Annotated in this window: 16 protein-coding genes; 6 read left to right on the forward strand and 10 right to left on the reverse strand. The window is 70.9% G+C overall.

The genetic code is table 11. From position 1 onward, the window contains the following. A partial coding sequence (locus tag ACKOQ4_RS09015) for an SDR family NAD(P)-dependent oxidoreductase (protein ID WP_526290972.1) occupies nt 1-525 on the forward strand: 525 nt, incomplete at its 5' end. Next, complete coding sequence (locus ACKOQ4_RS09020) at nt 525-938, forward strand: nitroreductase family deazaflavin-dependent oxidoreductase (RefSeq protein ID WP_526290974.1); 414 nt, start codon at nt 525-527, stop codon at nt 936-938. The genes ACKOQ4_RS09015 and ACKOQ4_RS09020, both read left to right, overlap by 1 nt. Before the next feature lie 111 nt (nt 939-1,049). Here the strand turns inward: ACKOQ4_RS09020 and nadC are convergent, their stop codons facing one another. From nadC to nadA, 3 genes are read right to left on the reverse strand one after another with little or no spacing between them, the layout of a single operon-like run. Next, on the reverse strand, nt 1,050-1,901 hold the full coding sequence (gene nadC, locus ACKOQ4_RS09025; protein ID WP_526290976.1) for a carboxylating nicotinate-nucleotide diphosphorylase: 852 nt from the start codon (nt 1,899-1,901) through the stop codon (nt 1,050-1,052). Next, nucleotides 1,898-3,463, reverse strand: coding sequence for an L-aspartate oxidase (locus ACKOQ4_RS09030; protein WP_526290978.1), 1,566 nt, complete (start codon nt 3,461-3,463; stop codon nt 1,898-1,900). The genes nadC and ACKOQ4_RS09030 overlap by 4 nt, the downstream gene beginning before the upstream one ends. Then, on the reverse strand, nt 3,460-4,497 hold the full coding sequence (gene nadA / locus ACKOQ4_RS09035; RefSeq protein WP_526290980.1) for a quinolinate synthase NadA: 1,038 nt from the start codon (nt 4,495-4,497) through the stop codon (nt 3,460-3,462). The genes ACKOQ4_RS09030 and nadA overlap by 4 nt, the downstream gene beginning before the upstream one ends. A 45-nt stretch (nt 4,498-4,542) precedes the next feature. Here nadA and ACKOQ4_RS09040 point away from each other — a divergent pair, with 45 nt between their 5' ends. The 3 genes from ACKOQ4_RS09040 to ACKOQ4_RS09050 all read left to right on the forward strand — a co-directional run bounded on the left by ACKOQ4_RS09040 (nt 4,543) and on the right by ACKOQ4_RS09050 (nt 8,747). Continuing rightward, nucleotides 4,543-5,244 (forward strand): NUDIX domain-containing protein, encoded by a 702-nt coding sequence (locus ACKOQ4_RS09040; protein ID WP_526290982.1) that lies wholly within the window; start codon nt 4,543-4,545, stop codon nt 5,242-5,244. A gap of 55 nt (nt 5,245-5,299) precedes the next feature. Next, nucleotides 5,300-6,631, forward strand: a complete 1,332-nt coding sequence (locus tag ACKOQ4_RS09045; protein WP_526290984.1) for a lipase family protein — start codon at nt 5,300-5,302, stop codon at nt 6,629-6,631. A 307-nt stretch (nt 6,632-6,938) separates the two neighbouring features. Then, nucleotides 6,939-8,747, forward strand: coding sequence for a hypothetical protein (locus ACKOQ4_RS09050; protein ID WP_526290986.1), 1,809 nt, complete (start codon nt 6,939-6,941; stop codon nt 8,745-8,747). Here ACKOQ4_RS09050 and ACKOQ4_RS09055 read toward each other — a convergent pair. Genes ACKOQ4_RS09055 through bioA form a run of 7 tightly spaced genes read right to left on the reverse strand, consistent with a single transcriptional unit; the run spans nt 8,704 to nt 14,264 of the window. Then, complete coding sequence (locus ACKOQ4_RS09055; RefSeq protein WP_526290988.1) at nt 8,704-9,327, reverse strand: DUF2567 domain-containing protein; 624 nt, start codon at nt 9,325-9,327, stop codon at nt 8,704-8,706. The two genes, ACKOQ4_RS09050 and ACKOQ4_RS09055, sit on opposite strands and share 44 nt — an antisense overlap. Continuing rightward, the gene (gene bsaP / locus ACKOQ4_RS09060; protein WP_526290990.1) at nt 9,324-9,551 is read right to left on the reverse strand and encodes a biotin synthase auxiliary protein BsaP; all 228 of its coding nucleotides are present in this window, start codon (nt 9,549-9,551) and stop codon (nt 9,324-9,326) included. The genes ACKOQ4_RS09055 and bsaP overlap by 4 nt, the downstream gene beginning before the upstream one ends. Further along, nucleotides 9,548-10,555, reverse strand: a complete 1,008-nt coding sequence (gene bioB, locus ACKOQ4_RS09065) for a biotin synthase BioB (RefSeq protein ID WP_526290992.1) — start codon at nt 10,553-10,555, stop codon at nt 9,548-9,550. Before bioB ends, bsaP begins: the two co-directional genes overlap by 4 nt. 23 nt (nt 10,556-10,578) lie before the next feature. Beyond that, nucleotides 10,579-11,118 (reverse strand): 2'-5' RNA ligase family protein, encoded by a 540-nt coding sequence (locus tag ACKOQ4_RS09070; RefSeq protein ID WP_526290994.1) that lies wholly within the window; start codon nt 11,116-11,118, stop codon nt 10,579-10,581. Nucleotide 11,119: 1 nt separating this feature from the next. Beyond that, nucleotides 11,120-11,788: a dethiobiotin synthase gene (gene bioD / locus ACKOQ4_RS09075; RefSeq protein WP_526290996.1), complete on the reverse strand. Its 669-nt coding sequence runs from the start codon at nt 11,786-11,788 to the stop codon at nt 11,120-11,122. Beyond that, nucleotides 11,785-12,930: an 8-amino-7-oxononanoate synthase gene (gene bioF, locus ACKOQ4_RS09080; protein ID WP_526291026.1), complete on the reverse strand. Its 1,146-nt coding sequence runs from the start codon at nt 12,928-12,930 to the stop codon at nt 11,785-11,787. Before bioF ends, bioD begins: the two co-directional genes overlap by 4 nt. A gap of 35 nt (nt 12,931-12,965) precedes the next feature. After that, complete coding sequence (bioA, locus tag ACKOQ4_RS09085) at nt 12,966-14,264, reverse strand: adenosylmethionine--8-amino-7-oxononanoate transaminase (protein ID WP_526290998.1); 1,299 nt, start codon at nt 14,262-14,264, stop codon at nt 12,966-12,968. A gap of 41 nt (nt 14,265-14,305) precedes the next feature. Between bioA and sucT the strand changes: the two genes are divergently transcribed. Continuing rightward, nucleotides 14,306-16,435, forward strand: coding sequence for an acetyltransferase SucT (sucT, locus tag ACKOQ4_RS09090; protein WP_526291000.1), 2,130 nt, complete (start codon nt 14,306-14,308; stop codon nt 16,433-16,435). Nucleotides 16,436-16,442: the final 7 nt, after the last annotated feature.

Consider the following 16,442-nt stretch of genomic DNA (forward strand, 5'->3'; position numbering starts at 1 on the left):
TCCGGGCGTATCGACGCGATGGCGAATCTGGCCGGGGTGTTCCGGCCGCCGGCCCCGATCGTCGAGACCTCCCTGGAGGACTGGAACACCACCATCGCGGCAAACCTCACGGCCACCCTGCTGTGCATGAAGCACACCCTGTTTCAGATGATCGCCCAGGAGGGCCCGGGGGCGATCGTCAACACCGCCTCCAGCCTCGGGGTGGCCAGCAATCGGGCGAACCTGGGCGCCTATGTCGCCAGCAAGGCCGGGGTGCACGTGCTGACCCAGACCGCGGCGATCGAGGTGGCTCGCCACGGCATCCGGGTCAACAGCGTGAGCCCCGGGGTGACGGCGACGACGATGTCGCTGCGGGCCGGGGAGAGCGACGACGACCGTGCGGCCCGGGTGAACGGAACCATCCCGCTGGGCCGGGTCGCCGACCCGGTCGAGGTGGCCGATGCGGTGCTGTGGCTGGCCAGCGATCACGCCTCCTACGTCACCGGCCACGACCTGATGGTCGACGGCGGCCAGGTGCTGTTGTGATGCGCGCCCAGGATCATCCGAACAACGCCCCGGGCGTGCCGATGCGGTTTCCGCCGTGGTTCGAGAACTTCCAGATCAAGTACATCAACCCGTTCGCGGTTCCGATCGCCCGGTTCGTGCCGGGCATAACGGTGATCAGGCACCGCGGCCGCAAGTCCGGCCGGCAGTTGGAAACCGCGGTTTCGGCCTACCGCAGGGGCGACAGGGTGGCGATCATGCTGGCGCACGGAAAGACCAACTGGGTCAAGAACGTGCTGGCCGCCGGGGAAGCCGACGTGCTGTTGCGCGGGCGTTTCGTCCATCTGGTCAACCCGCGGATCGTCGAGGCCGGCACCGATGATCCGGCGCTGCCGTTCATGGCGCGCCTGGCCGCCCGGCGCGGGGTCGGGGTGTTCGTCGCCGACGTGGGCTGACGACCGGCCGGAACGCTTTTCGCCCACCCACGAGCGACGGTGTAGCGCTGCCCGCCGCCTGTCGCTCATAGGTGGGCACAAGTACTGGTGGTTAGGAGAGTCCGGGCGGGTTCACATGTCCAAACCGATGTCGAGCACCCGCACCGAATGGGTGAGCGCCCCGACTGCCAGATAGTCCACCCCGGTGCCGGCGTACTCCGCGGCGGTGTCCAGCGACAGCCCCCCGGAGGACTCCAGCAGAACCCCCGGCGCCACGGCATCCCGCCGCTGGACGGCGATCTGGGTCTGCCAGACCGGGAAGTTGTCCAGCAGGATCAGCTGCACGTCCTCGCCGAGCACCTCGTCGAGTTGCTCGAGGGTGTCCACCTCCACCTCGCACGGCAGATCAGGCGCAGCGGCACGCACTGCCCGCAGCGCAGCCAGCACCGACCCGGCGGCGGCGACGTGGTTGTCCTTGATCAGGGCGGCGTCGCCCAGCCCCATCCGGTGGTTCACCCCGCCGCCGACCCGCACCGCGTACTTCTGCAGCACCCGAAGGCCGGGCAGGGTCTTGCGGGTGTCGCGAATCCGCGCCCCGGTGCCCTCGACCGCCGCGACCCAGGCGGCGGTGGCCGTGGCGATGCCGGACAGGTGGCAGACCAGGTTGAGCAGGGTCCGTTCGGCGGTGAGCAGTCCGCGGGTGGGCGCTTCCACCCGCAGCAATGCCTGGCCGGGCTGCACCCTGGTGCCGTCGGGCACCCGCTCGCAAACCCGGTACGCGTCGGGTCCGAGCACCTCGTCGAGCACCATCAGCGCGACGTCAACGCCGGCGGCGACCCCGGCCTCCCGGGCCACCACGGCCGCCTCGGTGCGTGCGTCGGCGGGCACGGTCGCCAGCGTCGTCACGTCGGGTCCGTATCGCAGGTCCTCTTCCAGCCCCCGCCGGATCACGTCCAGCGCCTGGGCCCTCTCCTCGGGGCTCACGACAGAGGCGCGACGGCGGTGTCGTAGACGGTCCGGCTGACCGCCTGGGCGGGGTCGGTGTCGGGGTAGTCGCTGCGGTGGTGGCAGCCCCGGCTTTCGGTGCGGGCCAGCGCCGCTGCCGCCACCACTCGCGCGGTCGCCGTCAGGGCGACGTCCTCGAAGTCGGACCGGGACCGGATCTCCCGCAGCGGGGCATCGTGGAGAACGGCGGCGAGTTCGCGCAGTCCTTCTCCGTCGCGCACGACCGAGGCCCAGCGGCTCATAGCCTGCTGCAGCGCGGGCCGGGCGAGCGAGTCATGCCGGGCGGCATCGGCTTTCGTCCTCGGCGATCCGGCAGCGCGGGCATGCTCGGCGGCCAGACGCCCGGCCCTGCCACCCACCACCAGTCCCTCGAGCAGACTGTTGGAAGCCAGTCGGTTGGCGCCGTGCATACCGGTGCGGGCCACCTCCCCGGCGGCGAGCAGACCCGGCAGCGAGGTTCGGCCGTAGACGTCGGTGGCCACCCCGCCGCAACTGTAATGGGCGCCGGGCACCACCGGGATGGGCCGGCGGGTCGGGTCGATGCCGGCGGCGCGGCAGGCCGCGGTGACAGTCGGGAAGCGCTGCTCGAGCCGTTCGATGGACCGGGCGTCGAGGTAGACACAGGGGTCCCCGGTCTCCCGCAGCCGGGCGTCGATGGCCGCGGCCACCACGTCGCGCGGGGCCAGATCGCCCATCGGGTGCACGCCGGCGGTGACGGAGTCGCCCCGCGCGTCGCGCAGCACGGCGCCCTCCCCGCGCAGCGCCTCGGTGATCAAAGGACGGCGGCCGCTGCCCAGCGGGTCGAAGAGCATCGTCGGGTGGAACTGGATGAACTCGATGTCGGTCACCCCGACTCCGGCCCACAACGCCAGCGCCACACCGTCACCGGTGGATCCCTCCGGGTTGGTGGTGGCGCAGTAGAGATGCCCGAGACCCCCGGTGGCCAGGATCACCGACGAAGTGTGGATCACACCCAGCCCGTCGGCGTTGCGCACCAGCACCCCGGTGACCGCCGTACCGTCGTGCAGCACCTGCAAGGCGATGTGGTTGCGGCGGATGTCCAGCGTCGCCGCGGCGTGGTCGAGGGCCCGCTGCACCTCCGCGCCCGTCGCATCGCCCCCGGCGTGCATGATCCGCCGCCGGGAGTGCCCGCCCTCGCGGGTCAGCGCCCACTGGCCCGGGGCGCTCTCGTCGAAACGCGCACCGGCCGCGATCAGGTCGGCGACGGCCTGGTAGCCGTCTGCCACGATCGACCGCACCGCGTCTGGGTCGCACAATCCCGCCCCGGCGGCCAGGGTGTCGGCCACGTGCGACTCGACGGTGTCGTCGGTGAACGGCAGTACCACCGCTATCCCGCCCTGCGCGTAGAAGGTGGCGGTGTCCGGCGCCTTACTCAGGATGACGGTACGGGCACCCGCGCGGTGCGAGGCCAGGCCGGCCGCCAGACCGGCCACCCCGGTCCCGACCACGACGACGTCGGCCCGCTGCTGCCAGTCCGCGCCGCCGGAACCGCCGCACCCCGGCGTCCCCGGCGTCCTCATTCCCCACCGCCCGGCTGGCCGATCTCGATCATCCGCTGCACGCTGGCGCGTGCACGGGCGGCGGTGTCCGGGTCGACGTCGACCTCGTCGGCACCCTCGATCAGGCTGCGCAGCAACGCCGCCGGGGTGATCATCTTCATGTACCGGCAGGACGCCCGGTCGTTGACGGCCCGGAAGTCGATACCCGGTGCGGCCCTGCGCAACTGATGCAGCATGCCCACCTCGGTGGCCACCAGCACCTGCCTGGCGTGCGAGGTCTTCGCGGCATCGAGCATGCCGCCGGTGGACAGGATCTTGACCCGGTCGGCCGGGAAGGCTCCCTCGCCGGCCAGATACAGCGCCGATGTGGCGCAACCGCATTCGGGATGCACGTACAACTCGGCGTCGGGGTGGCTGCGCGCCTGGGCTGCCAGCTCGTCACCGTTGATCCCGGCGTGGACGTGGCATTCGCCGGCCCAGATGTGCATGTTCTCCCGGCCGGTGATCCGCCGAACGTGGGCGCCGAGGAACTGGTCCGGACAGAACAGCACCTCGCGGTCTGCCGGGATGGACTCGACGACCTCGACGGCGTTGGACGAGGTGCAGCAGATGTCGGTCAGCGCCTTCACCGCGGCGGTGGTGTTGACGTAGGACACCACCACGGCGCCCGGATGCTCCTCGCGCCAGGCGGCGAGTTCGTCGGCGGTGATCGAGTCGGCGAGCGAGCAGCCGGCCCGCCGATCGGGGATCAGCACCGTCTTGGCCGGTGAGAGGATCTTGGCGGTCTCGGCCATGAAGTGCACGCCGCAGAACACGATGGTGTCCTCGGGCGCCTCGGCGGCGATGCGCGAGAGCGCCAGCGAGTCACCGACGTGGTCGGCGACGTCCTGGATGGCCGGCAACTGGTAGTTGTGCGCCAGGATGGTCGCGTTGCGCAGCGCGGCCAGACGGCGGACCTCGGCAGCCCACTGCGCGTCGCCCTCGACACCGGTGTAGCCACCGGGGCCGTCGGTGATTCGCTCTGCCAGCCCGACCACCGACTCCACGACGGTCATCGCGGACTCCTGTCTGTGCGAGGTTTTCGACTTATAATCGAAAACATGGTTCATACTAGCACTGAACACGAGGTGCTGGCTGTCGTATTCCAGGTGCGCGATCTTTCCGACGGCAAACCCGAACTCAACGTGCTGTTATGGCAGCGGGCCCTGGAGCCCGAACGCGGCAAATGGTCACTGCCCGGCGGCCGGGTCCGCGACGACGAGGATCTGAGCAGCTCGGTGCGACGTCAGCTCGCCGAGAAGGTGGACTTGCGCGAGGTGGCCCACCTCGAGCAGCTGGCGGTGTTCTCCGAACCCGACCGGGTGCCCGGCGCCCGGGTGATCGCCTCGACGTTCCTCGGGCTGGTGCCCTCCCCCGCGACCCCGGCGCTGCCGCCGGACACCCGTTGGCACCCGGTTCGCGACCTGCCTCCGATGGCCTTCGACCACGGCCCGATGGTGGCCTACGCGCAGTCCCGCCTGGTGGCCAAGCTGTCCTACACCAATATCGGATTCGCCCTGGCGCCAAGGCAGTTCGCGCTGTCCACCCTGCGGGACATCTACGGCGCCGCACTCGGCTACCAGGTCGACACCACCAACCTGCAACGGGTGCTGACCCGCCGCGGGGTGATCACCCGAACCGGCACGACCGCCAATCCGGGCCGCAGCGGCGGCCGGCCGGCCGCGCTCTTCCGGTTCACGGACTCCCGGCTGCGGGTCACCGACGAGTTCGCCGCACTGAGCCCACCGAGTGCACCGCACTGAGCCCACCGGCAAGCCGACTGGCTTCTTAGACCCCTCTTAAGGTAGAACTAACGCAATGACGAGCGCGGACGGGGCGGTCAGTCCCGAGTGGATCGGCCGGGCCCCGCATGACGACGTGCGACGCGGGTCACGGCCCGTACTGCCGTCCAAGGATCCCTTCTACCGGCCGCCGGCGGGCTTCCAGCACGCCGCAGCCGGTACGGTGCTGCGCTCGCGGGACGTCGAACTGGGCTTCATGGGGCTGATCCCCCAACGCGTGCGTGCCACCCAGTTGCTCTACCGGACCTCCGACCGGCACGGCCGGCCGGAAGCCGCCGTGACCACCGTGCTGGTACCCGCAGGGCACACCCACCGCCAGCCCCGCAACGTGGTGTCCTACCAGTGCGCCATCGACGCGGTGACGCCGCGGTGCTTCCCCTCCTACGCGTTGCGCCGGCGCTCCCGCGCCCTCGGGTCGCTCGCCCAGCTGGAATACCTGCTGATGGCCTCGGCGGTCGCCGAGGGATGGGTGGTCTCCGTTCCCGACCATGAGGGAAACGACGGCCTGTGGGGCACTCCGCACGAACCCGGCTACCGGGTGCTCGACGGGCTGCGCGCCACGCTGAACTTCGAGCGGTTCGGTCTTGCGACCGACAGCCAGATCGGACTGTGGGGCTACTCCGGCGGCGGACTGGCCAGCGCCTGGGCCGCCGAGGTTCATACCGGCTACGCACCCGAGCTCAATATCGTTGGGGCCGTCCTAGGTTCGCCAGTGGGAGATCTGAGCAACGCCTTCCGCCGGCTGAACGGGTCGGTGTACGCGGCACTGCCGGCGCTGGTGGTCGCCGCGCTGGCCAGGAGCTACCCCGGGCTGAACCGGGTGATCAACGAGCACGCCACCGACGAGGGCCTGGCGATGCTCAAGCGACTTGAGCGGATGACCACGGTCCACGCGCTGGCGAGGTGGGTCAAGATCGACATGGACCGGCTGGTGCACCCACCGCTGGAACACGTGCTGGCCCTGCCCGAGGTGCAGGAGGTCTTCGAGTCCATCCGCCTCGGCGGCACCGCCCCGACTCCCCCGGTCCTGATCGTGCAGGCCGTCCACGACTCCATAATCGACGTCGGCGACATCGACGACCTGGCCCACCTCTACGCCGAGGGCGGCGCCAACGTCACCTACCACCGCGACCTTTTCAGCGAGCACATGCTGCTGCACCCGATGTCTGCGCCGATGACGCTGCGCTGGCTGACCGACCGCTTCGCCGGCCGCCCCCTAGACGAGCACATCGTGCGCTCCACCTGGCCGACGCTGTTCAACCCGGTGACCTACGCGGGCATGTGGCGCCTCGGCGGCATCGTAGGCCGGGTGATGGTCGGCGGACGGGTGCCGTTCCGCCCGCTGTAGCAGTCCCCCCACAGCAAATTCAAGGCCGATTTTGCATTTCCGCTCAGACTAATGCCACCATGGTTCGGAATCACTGCTGGTGGGGTGTCGATTCATGGGCGATTCAGCGAATATCGGTCGAGTCGGGGCGTTGGCGGCCTCGCTCGGAGTCGGTGCTGCGGTCCTGATGCCCGCGATCGCGGCGGCCGACGCCGTCCCCGCGGACGGGGGCGGCGCGGTCAGCTCAAGCGATACGAACCCCGGACCCAGAAAGACGCTGCGGCCTCGTGCGGCGCTTGCCGAAGAGCCGGCGGGCGCGGCGCGCCCGGTGCCGCGGACCGACCGGGCACGCGGCGCCAAGCACCGGCAGCGGACCACGGCGGCCCGGCGGGCAGAGGCGCGTTCCGCTCCGGCCGGGGACGCCAGCCACCTGCCGGAGCGCGGAATTCCGGCTGCTGCCCAGCGCACGACAGCGGCCCGGCTGCCTACGGCGCCCGCCCCTGCCACACCTGCGGCCGGGCCGAACCCGGCCGCGAATCCGCTCGCGGCGGCATCGTCGCTGATCCGTGGCACGAAGCCGGCGGTCTCGGTTCCGCCGCCACCGACCCTGGTCTCCCCGGGGATCCGAACCGGGGAGCTTCGGCAGCTCGTCTCCAATCCCGACTTCCTGAAACTCTGCGCCTTCGCAGCCATCCAGTTCGGGGTGGTGACGGCGGTCGGGGTGCTCGGCAGCCCGCCGAGCCCGACCCGATCGACCGTGCCGCTCGTCCTCAACGGCTACAACCTCGTTCCCAGCTCCACCAGAACCGTCAAGTCGTTCTACGGCGAATGGACCTACCTGCCGGGGCTCCCGAGCGCCTTCCAGGGAGACCAGGAATTCGACGTCGTCGAGGCGACCACCGGCAACACAGTCGGCTCCTTCGACGCCGTGGTGAGTCAGGCGGGAAGCTTCAACTACACCGAACTTCTCGTCACCGCCACCGACGGGGTTGCGGGCACCGGGCCCGGGGACGTCCCGCCGGTCGGTTCGCTGCTCTCACGATTCACCTTGGGTCCCCCCGGCACGCCCGGCAGTAAGTTCGGATTCTCCTATTCCGCCCTGCCTGCAGCTGCGGGCGGCAGTTCCACGCTCACGATCAACACCCCCTTGGCGAACGTCGAGATACCCCTGGAGTTCGACGCAGCCGTAGGTATCGCCGATCGCACGGTGGACAACCGGCCGGTGGCACTCGGCAACGGCTACACCATCGCACCCACCGATCCCACGACTGAATCCCTCACCGCCGTAAGCGGATTGCTTCCTATCTTCACAACCGTTCAGGGCAACCAGCAGTTCAGCGTCTACGACCCCTCGGGAATGCCGGTGGGCGGTTTCGACGCCGTCTTCACCACGACGTCGGACATTCTCGGCACCTACACCCAGGCCCTTCTGGTCACCTCCGCCGAAGGGCCCAACGTCGGCACCGGCGTCGGCCAGATCCCCCCGGTCGGCACCGTGTACAACGTGATCTACACCGGCGCAGACGAGAACTACTTCCTCTACACCGCGATGCCTACGGAGTCCGGCGCCGTGATCACTCTGGTCAAGGCACTGGGCGCCGACGTCACCCCCATCGAGCCCGCGTTGCTCGACGCCGTGACGCCACCGAGCACACCGCCACTGTCGGCCCCCAGCGGCCACACCCTCGTTCCCGTTTCCGGTCTGCGTCCCATCGGCGTGAACGGACTGCCCCCCAGGGACGTCCAGATCCAGGGCTACCGGCAGTTCGACGCCTACGACGCGTCCGGCCACCGACTGGGGGCCTTCGAGGCGCAGGTGGCAAGCCAGTGGGACATGTTCGGCATCCACAGCGAGGCGATCCTCGTCACCGCGGTGCACGAAGGGACGACCGGTCCCGGGGCAGGCACCGTTCCGTCCGCCGGGTCGGTGTTCGACTTCGTCTTCTTCGGCGACAGCGGCTTCGCGATCGCCCGGTCCGTCATTCCTGGCGCCGGGGGGGCTTCCGTCTCGGCCAAACTGGTGACACCCGTAGGGGACATCACCCTCCCCGGCAGGCCGGGCACCCGCGCACCGCAGACCGAAGTCGTGTTTCTCAGCCCCTCGGCGCCCAGTAGTCGTTCGGCATCGGTGGTCTGAACCCGCGATGATCCTGCGGCGGCCAGGCTCCCAGGTCGTCGCGGGGCGTGGCGATCACCAGGGTGGCGTAGACGAACGCCGCCAGCGCCGCGGGCAGCAGCAGGGTGACCGCGATCTGGAAAGGGCTGTGCCCCGGGAAGACTGACGGCGCCTCGGTGAAGTAGGCCACCCGGTTCTGCGGGCTCAATTGCGCGCCGGCGCGGTCGGGTGTCCCGTAGCGCCGGTGGACCAGCGCCGCGCCGACGCCGGTGCCGGCCCCCGCAGCGGCGAGCTGCCCGACCCACAGCGCGGTGACCAGCAGCGGACCCCGGTGCGGGCGGCACTGCCACACCGCCACCGCCGAGACGATCGCCAGCATGGTCAGCAGACCGACCATCATGGCCGAGGCCACGAAAAGGTTGTCGGCATCCCTGCCGCGGAAACCGTCCACCCGCTCACCGGCCTTCGTCAGACCGGTGATGGTGTGGATCGGCGGTGCGATCCAGGCCCACACCGCACCCAGGACGGCGCCGCACAACGCAAGTGCGACAACGACACTGACGACGGCAAGCCACTTGGATCGCCGTGGCGGAGCCGTCATCGCTCAGCGTCCAGATCCGACGAGTCCACCAGGCCGTGCCGGGAGCATTTCGCCCACCACCCGTCGGGACGAACCTGCACCACCATCCGGCGGCCGCACTGGGCGCAGAACCGCGGCGGCTCCAAACCGAGTTGGGCGGTCATCGGCACCGCCTGATCGTGCGGTCTGCCGGTGTAGATGTTGTAGTTGCCCGCGCTCACCGGCGCAGCCGGATGATCGCTCACAGCGTCGCGTTGAGAGCCTTGATGGGCATCTGCAGGTCCTCGAGCAACTCCAGGTCCGACTCGGCGGAACGGCCCAGGGTGGTCAGGTAGTTGCCGACGATGACGGCGTTGATCCCGCCCAGGATGCCCCGCCTGGCGCCGAGGTCGCCCAGGGTGATCTCGCGTCCGCCGGCGAACCGGAGCATGGTGCGCGGCAGGGCGAGCCGGAACGCGGCGACCGCTTTGAGCGCCTCGGCGGCCGGCATCACCTCCAGGTCGCCGAAGGGTGTGCCGGGCCGGGGGTTAAGGAAGTTCAGCGGCACCTCGTGCGGGTCCAGTTCGGCCAGTTCGGCGGCGAACTCGGCACGCTGCTCCAGCGTCTCGCCCATGCCCAGGATGCCGCCGCAGCAGACCTCCATACCGGCCTCGCGCACCATCTGCAGTGTGTCCCAGCGCTCCTCCCAGGTGTGGGTGGTCACCACGTTGGGAAAGAACGAGCGCGCGGTCTCCAGGTTGTGGTTGTAGCGGTGCACACCCATCCCGGCCAGCCGGTCGACCTGCTCCTGGCTGAGCATCCCCAGCGAGCACGCGACGTGGATGTCGACCTCGTTGCGGATCGCCTCGATTCCGGCGGCCACCTGCGCCAGCAGGCGTTCGTCGGGACCCCGGACGGCGGCGACGATACAGAACTCGGTGGCGCCGGTCTTGGCGGTCCGCTTGGCGGCCTCGACCAGGCTCGGCACGTCCAGCCAGGCGCTGCGGACCGGGGAGGCGAACAGCCCGGACTGCGCACAGAAGTGGCAGTCCTCCGGGCAGCCGCCGGTCTTGAGGCTGATGATGCCCTCCACCTCGACCTCGGGCCCGCACCAGCGCATCCGGACGTCGTGGGCCAGGGCGAGCAGTTCCTCGAGCCGGTCGTCGGGCAGCCGCAGAACCTCGAGCACCTGCTCTGCGGACAGCCCCTCGCCGCGCTGGAGAACCTGCTCACGGGCCCGGTCGAGGACATCCAGGGCTGCCGCGGTCACGCTGGACAGGTTAGTGCACCGGCTCAGCCGATCAGCAGATGGTCGACCCGCTCATCGCCGTCCCAGCGGCGCAGTCCGGCGGCCATGGCCGCCAGGTCGGGCCCCGCCGGGTCATCACCTGCGTTCACGACGGCCATCGCCGAGCCGATCTGCTCGGCGCTGAAGCGGCGGCCCAGGGTGACGTGCGGGGTCCAGCGACCCGGACGGCAGTGCGCGAACGGCTCGCCGGCCAGGTGCGGCAGCGCCAGCCGGTAGACGCACTCGTGCAGAGCGAGAAGTCCGGCGGAGGGCACGACAAGCCTGGCCAGGGTGTACCGGGGCCCGCCGAACACCAGAGGGGCACCCACCGCGCAGTCGAGCGGAAACCGGCCGGCCAGCCCGCGCAGCGCCTCGTCGGCGCCCGGGCCGATCCGCCCGGCGGCGATCAGGGTGACGTGCGGGCGGTTGGTGTCGGACCTGACCCGCAGCTGGCTGGGCAGACCGGCATCGGCCAGCGCCTGCCACTGCCCACGGATGACGCCGTCGCCGCGGTTGTCGAGCAGCAGTTCGATCGAGTGCGCCACCTCAGGCCAGCCCGCCGACCCAGCCCGGGTCGAACACCGCCCGGCTCATCTCGGCGAACCGCTCGGTGGACAGCGCGGCGGCACCGGCGGGCAGCACGGCGCGCACCGCGGCCAGCTCCCCCAGCGCGCCGCGGTTGTAGGTTTCAGCCCGGCCGGGATCGGGCGGCCACGCGCCGATCACCAGCCCCAGGCATGAAAGCCCCTTGTTTCCAAGAGCTTCCAGCGTCAGCGCGGTGTGGTTGAGGGTGCCCAGCCCGGCTTGGCAGACCACCAGGACCGGGGCGTCGAGCTCGGCGGCCAGATCGCGCAGGGTCACCCCGCCGGCGGCGAGTTGCACCAGCAGTCCGCCCGCTCCCTCGACAAGGGTCAGCCGGCCCGGGCGGTCCGCATCGCGAATCGCGGCCAGAACCAGCTCCGGCGCCGGCAGTTCCAGCCCGGCCAGTTCGGCGGCCGCGGCCGGGGCCAGCGGTTCGGGATAGCGGGCCACCGAGACCAGCTGATCGGCTCCGGCCAGCCGGCCCACCTCGGCCAGGTCGTCGTCGTTCCCGGTCTGCACCGGCTTGCACACCGCGACGTCGATTCCCAGACTCCGCGCACAGCCGGCCAGTGCGGCGGTGGCGACGGTCTTGCCGACGCCGGTGCCGGTGCCGGTGACGACGACGACGCTCACCGGTGCGCGAGCACCTCGGTCAGAACCCGGGTGGCCAGGGCGAGTTCGTCGCCGGTCAGTGACGCCCGGGCGGTCAGCCGTAGCCGCGAGGTGCCGGGCGGGACCGTCGGCGGCCGGAAGCAGCCCACCCGGACTCCGGCGTCCAGGCAGGCGCCGGCCGCCGCGACGGCCGGGGCCGGCTCACCGATGATCACCGACACCACCGCCGAGCCGGGCTCCTCCTCAACGCCGCAGGCCCGGGCCAGGCTGCCGGCGTGGGCCAGCACCGCCTCGGGGCGCCACGGCTCGTCGGCGAGGACCCGCAGTGCGCCCAGCGCCGCGCCCACCGACGCCGGGGCCAGGCCGGTGTCGAAGATGAACGGCCGTGCGGTGTCGATCAGGTGGTCACGCACCTGCCGGGAGCCCAGCACAACCCCGCCCTGGCTGCCCAGCGCCTTGGACAGCGTGGTGGTCATCACCACGTCCGGCTCTCCGGCCAGACCGGCTTCGTGCAGCAGGCCGCGGCCACCGGCGCCGCGGACACCAAGTCCGTGCGCCTCGTCGACCAGCAGCAGCGCGCGGTGGGCGCGGCAGACGTCGTGCAGGGCGCGCAGCGGGGCCAGGGCCCCGTCGGTGCTGAACACCGAGTCGGTGACCACCACGGCGCGCTCCTCGTCGCGGTCGGCCAGTGCGGCGGCGACGGCGTCGACGTCGAGGTGCGGCGTGATCTCCACCCGGGCCCGCGACAACCGGCAGCCGTCGACCAGGGAGGCGTGCGCGGCGGCGTCGGAGACCACCAGCGAGCCCGGGCCGGACAGGCTGGCCAGCGCGCCGAGGTTGGCGGTGTAGCCCGAGGAGAACAGCAGTGCGGCCGGAGCGCCGGCGAAATCGGCCAGCGCACATTCGAATTCCTCGTGGATCTCGGTGTTGCCGGTCACCAGCCGCGAGCCGGTCGACCCGGCGCCCCAGGTGCGCAGTGCCCGCACCCCGGCGTCGATGACGTCGGGATGCTGGGACAGGCCCAGGTAGTCGTTGGACGCCAGGTCCACCTCGTAGCCCACCGCGGGCCGCGACCGCAGGGTGCGGCGCAGGCCGGCCTGCCGGCGCCCCTGCTCGACGTCGTCGAGCCAGGCCAGCGGGGAGACGACGGTTTCCGGGGTCATCACGACTCAGCCTAGGGCCCGCGCCACCGCCACCCCTAACCGATGGCGCGGGCGACCGCGACCATGCCCGCGGTGATCTGGCCGACCTCGTCTGGGCCGCAGACGTACGGGGGCATGGCGTAGACGAGGTTGCGGAACGGCCGCAGCCACACCCCGTGGTCCAGCGCCACCGAAGTGGCCAGCCGCAGGTCGACGGGCCACTCGGTCTCGATCACCCCGATCGCCCCGCACACCCGGACCTCGGCGACACCGGGCAGGGAGCGGGCCGGCTCCAGCCCCGCAGCCAGGCCGGCGCCGATCTCGGACACCCGGGCCTGCCAGTCCTGGCCGAGCAGCAGCTCCACCGAGGCCACCGCCACCGCGCAGGCCAGGGCGTTGGCCATGAAGGTCGGCCCGTGCATCAGGGCTCCCGCCGGCCCACCGCTGATCGTCTCGGCGATCACCCGCGTGCACAACGTCGCCGCCAGGGTGATGTAGCCGCCGGTGAGCGCCTTGCCGACACACATGATGTCCGGGCTGACGCGGGCGTGGTCGGCGGCGAACAGCTCACCGGTGCGGCCGAAACCGGTGGCGATCTCGTCGAAGATCAGCAGGACGTCGTTGCGGTCGCAGACCGCGCGGAGGTCCGACAGGTAGCGCGGGTCGTGGAACCGCATGCCGCCGGCGCCCTGTACCACCGGCTCGACGATCACCGCGGCGAGTTCATCAGCGCAGCAACGTAATTGATCCTCGAAGGCCGTCATGTAGCCCGGGTCGTAGTGGCGTGGCACCGGTGGCGCGAACACCTGCTCGGCCAGCACGTCGCGCCACAGCGCGTGCATGCCGCCGTCCGGGTCGCACACGCTCATCGGGGTGAAGGTATCGCCGTGGTAGCCGCCCCGCCAGGTCATCAGCCGGTGCTTGCCGAACCGGCCCAGGCTGCGCCAGTACTGCAGCGCCGTCTTCACCGCGACCTCCACGGCCACCGACCCGGAGTCGGAGAAGAAGACCGACTCCAGGCCCGCGGGGGTGATGTCCACCAGCAGCTGGGCCAGCCGGGCGGCCGGCTCGTGGGTCAGCCCACCGAACATCACATGGTTCATCGCACCCAACTGGCGGGTGAGAGCGGCGTCGAGAACGGGGTGGCCGTGGCCGTGGATCGCGGTCCACCAGGACGCCATCGCGTCGAGCACCCGGATCTGGCGGGACTCGCCGGGGCGGACCAGCGTCAGCCACGCCCCCTCGGCGCCCACCGCCACCACCGGAGGGATCGCCCCGGCGCCGAAGGCGCTGTACGGGTGCCAGATGTGCGCGGTGTCGATGGCGCTGATCTGCTGCGGAGTCAGCGCCGACATGTGCAGCAGCCTAACGGCGTGACGTAGATTGTCTGACGATCATGTCGACCCTCACCCTGACCCGGCCGACGGCGACGGCGCTGACGGGTCCGACCGATGACGCCCCCGCGCCGCCGCGCCGGACGGTGCTCTACCGGCACGATCTGGACGGCCTGCGCGGGGTGGCGATCGCCCTGGTGGCGATCTTCCATGTGTGGTTCGGGCGGGTCTCCGGTGGCGTGGACGTCTTCCTCGCGCTGTCGGGCTACTTCTTCGGCAGTTCACTGCTGCGGACCGCGCTGACGCCGGGGTCGTCGCTGTCGCCGCGGCCGATGCTGGTCCGGCTGGCGCGACGGCTGCTGCCGGCACTGGTGGTGGTGCTGGCGGCCGCGGCGGTCCTGACCGTGCTGATCCAGCCGCAGACCCGATGGGAGACCTTCGCCGACCAGTGTCTGGCCAGCCTGGGCTATTACCAGAACTGGGAGCTGGCGACAACGGCGTCGAATTACCTGCGCGCCAGCGAGGCGGTGTCGCCGCTGCAGCACATCTGGTCGATGTCGGTTCAGGGCCAGTTCTACGTCAGCTTCCTGCTGCTGACCCTCGGGGTGGCCGCGCTGCTGCGCCGGCGGCTGGGCAGCGCCCGGTTGCGCACGGCGTTCGTGGTGCTGCTGGCGGCCCTGACCGTGGCGTCGTTCGTCTACGCGATCATCGCCCACCGCGACGACCAGGTCACCGCGTACTACAACAGCTTCGCTCGGGCCTGGGAGCTGCTGGCCGGGGTCCTGGTGGGCGCTCTGCTGCCGTACGTCGCCTGGCCGATGTGGCTGCGCACCCTGGCCGCCGCGGTTGGGCTGGCCACCATCCTGTCCTGCGGCGCCCTGATCGACGGTGTCAAACAATTCCCCGGACCGTGGGCGCTGGTCCCGGTGGGGGCGACCCTGCTGCTGATCCTTGCCGGGGGCAACACGGCCGCCCACCCGGCCACCCGCGACCGGCTGCCGCTGCCCAGCCGGCTGCTGGCCACCCGCCCGCTGGTCCGGCTGGGGTCGATGGCCTATGCGCTGTATCTGTGGCACTGGCCGCTGCTGATCTTCTGGCTGGCCTACACCGGCGGGGCGCATGCCCAGTTCCTCGACGGCCTGATCATCCTGCTGGTGTCGGGCGTGCTGGCCTGGCTCACCATGCGGTTCGTCGAGGAGCCGCTGCGCTACGGGCGCGCCCCGGGCCGGCCGGCCCTCGCCGGCGGGACCGCGATCGTGCTGGTGGCAGTGGTCTTGACGGGTACCTCGTTCGCCTGGTGCGGGCACGTCTCCGCCGAGCGGGCCGACGGCCGGGAACTGGCCGAGCTGCCACGCGACGGCTATCCGGGTGCACGCGCCCTGCTCGACGGGGCCCGGGTGCCGCAGTTGCCGTTCCGTCCCACCGTCCTGGAGGCGCGCGACGACGTCCCGGAGTCGACCAACGACGGCTGCATCAGCGACTTCGACAACGCCGGCATCATCAATTGCAGCTACGGCGACCTGTCATCCACCCGCACCATCGCCCTGGCCGGCGGCTCGCACGCCGAGCACTGGATCACCGCACTGGACATCCTGGGCAGACAGCACCACTTCAAGGTCGTCACCTACCTGAAGATGGGTTGCCCACTGACCACCGAAGCGGTCCCGCTGGTGATGGGCGACAACCGGCCCTACCCCAAGTGCCGTCAGTGGAATGAGCGGGTGATGGCCAAGCTCATCAAGGACCACCCGGATTTCGTCTTCACCACCTCGACTCGGCCGTGGAACATCAAGCCCGGCGACACCATGCCGGGTACCTACCTCGGAATCTGGAAAGAGTTGTCGGCGCATCAGATCCCGATTCTGGCGATGCGCGACACCCCATGGCTGGTGCGCGACGGCAAGCCGTTCATGCCCGCCGACTGCCTGGCCAAGGGCGGCGACGCGGTGTCATGCGGGATCAAGCGCTCCGAGGTGCTCTCCGAGCGCAACCAGACACTGGACTTCATCGGAAAGTTCCCGTTGATGAAGGCCCTCGACATGAGCGACGCGGTGTGCCGCGACGACTACTGCCGCGCCATCGAGGGCAACGTCCTGGTCTACCACGACGCGCATCATCTGTCGGCGACCTACATGCGCACCATGACTCCCGAACTGGGCCGCCAGATCGGCGAGGCCACCGGCTGGTGGTGAAAGGCCG

Origin of the sequence: Mycobacterium sp., from assembly GCF_046095365.1 — a bacterium.
In the GTDB taxonomy this organism is placed as follows: domain Bacteria; phylum Actinomycetota; class Actinomycetes; order Mycobacteriales; family Mycobacteriaceae; genus Mycobacterium.

Coding starts and splice junctions, on each gene's coding strand:
- ACKOQ4_RS09020 (WP_526290974.1), top strand. CDS start 525: ATGCGCGCCCAGGATCATCCGAACAACGCCCCGGGCGTGCCGATGCGG.
- ACKOQ4_RS09030 (WP_526290978.1), bottom strand. CDS start 3,463: ATGAGGACGCCGGGGACGCCGGGGTGCGGCGGTTCCGGCGGCGCGGAC.
- nadA (WP_526290980.1), bottom strand. CDS start 4,497: ATGACCGTCGTGGAGTCGGTGGTCGGGCTGGCAGAGCGAATCACCGAC.
- ACKOQ4_RS09040 (WP_526290982.1), top strand. CDS start 4,543: ATGGTTCATACTAGCACTGAACACGAGGTGCTGGCTGTCGTATTCCAG.
- ACKOQ4_RS09045 (WP_526290984.1), top strand. CDS start 5,300: ATGACGAGCGCGGACGGGGCGGTCAGTCCCGAGTGGATCGGCCGGGCC.
- ACKOQ4_RS09055 (WP_526290988.1), bottom strand. CDS start 9,327: ATGACGGCTCCGCCACGGCGATCCAAGTGGCTTGCCGTCGTCAGTGTC.
- bioF (WP_526291026.1), bottom strand. CDS start 12,930: ATGACCCCGGAAACCGTCGTCTCCCCGCTGGCCTGGCTCGACGACGTC.
- bioA (WP_526290998.1), bottom strand. CDS start 14,264: ATGTCGGCGCTGACTCCGCAGCAGATCAGCGCCATCGACACCGCGCAC.
- sucT (WP_526291000.1), top strand. CDS start 14,306: ATGTCGACCCTCACCCTGACCCGGCCGACGGCGACGGCGCTGACGGGT.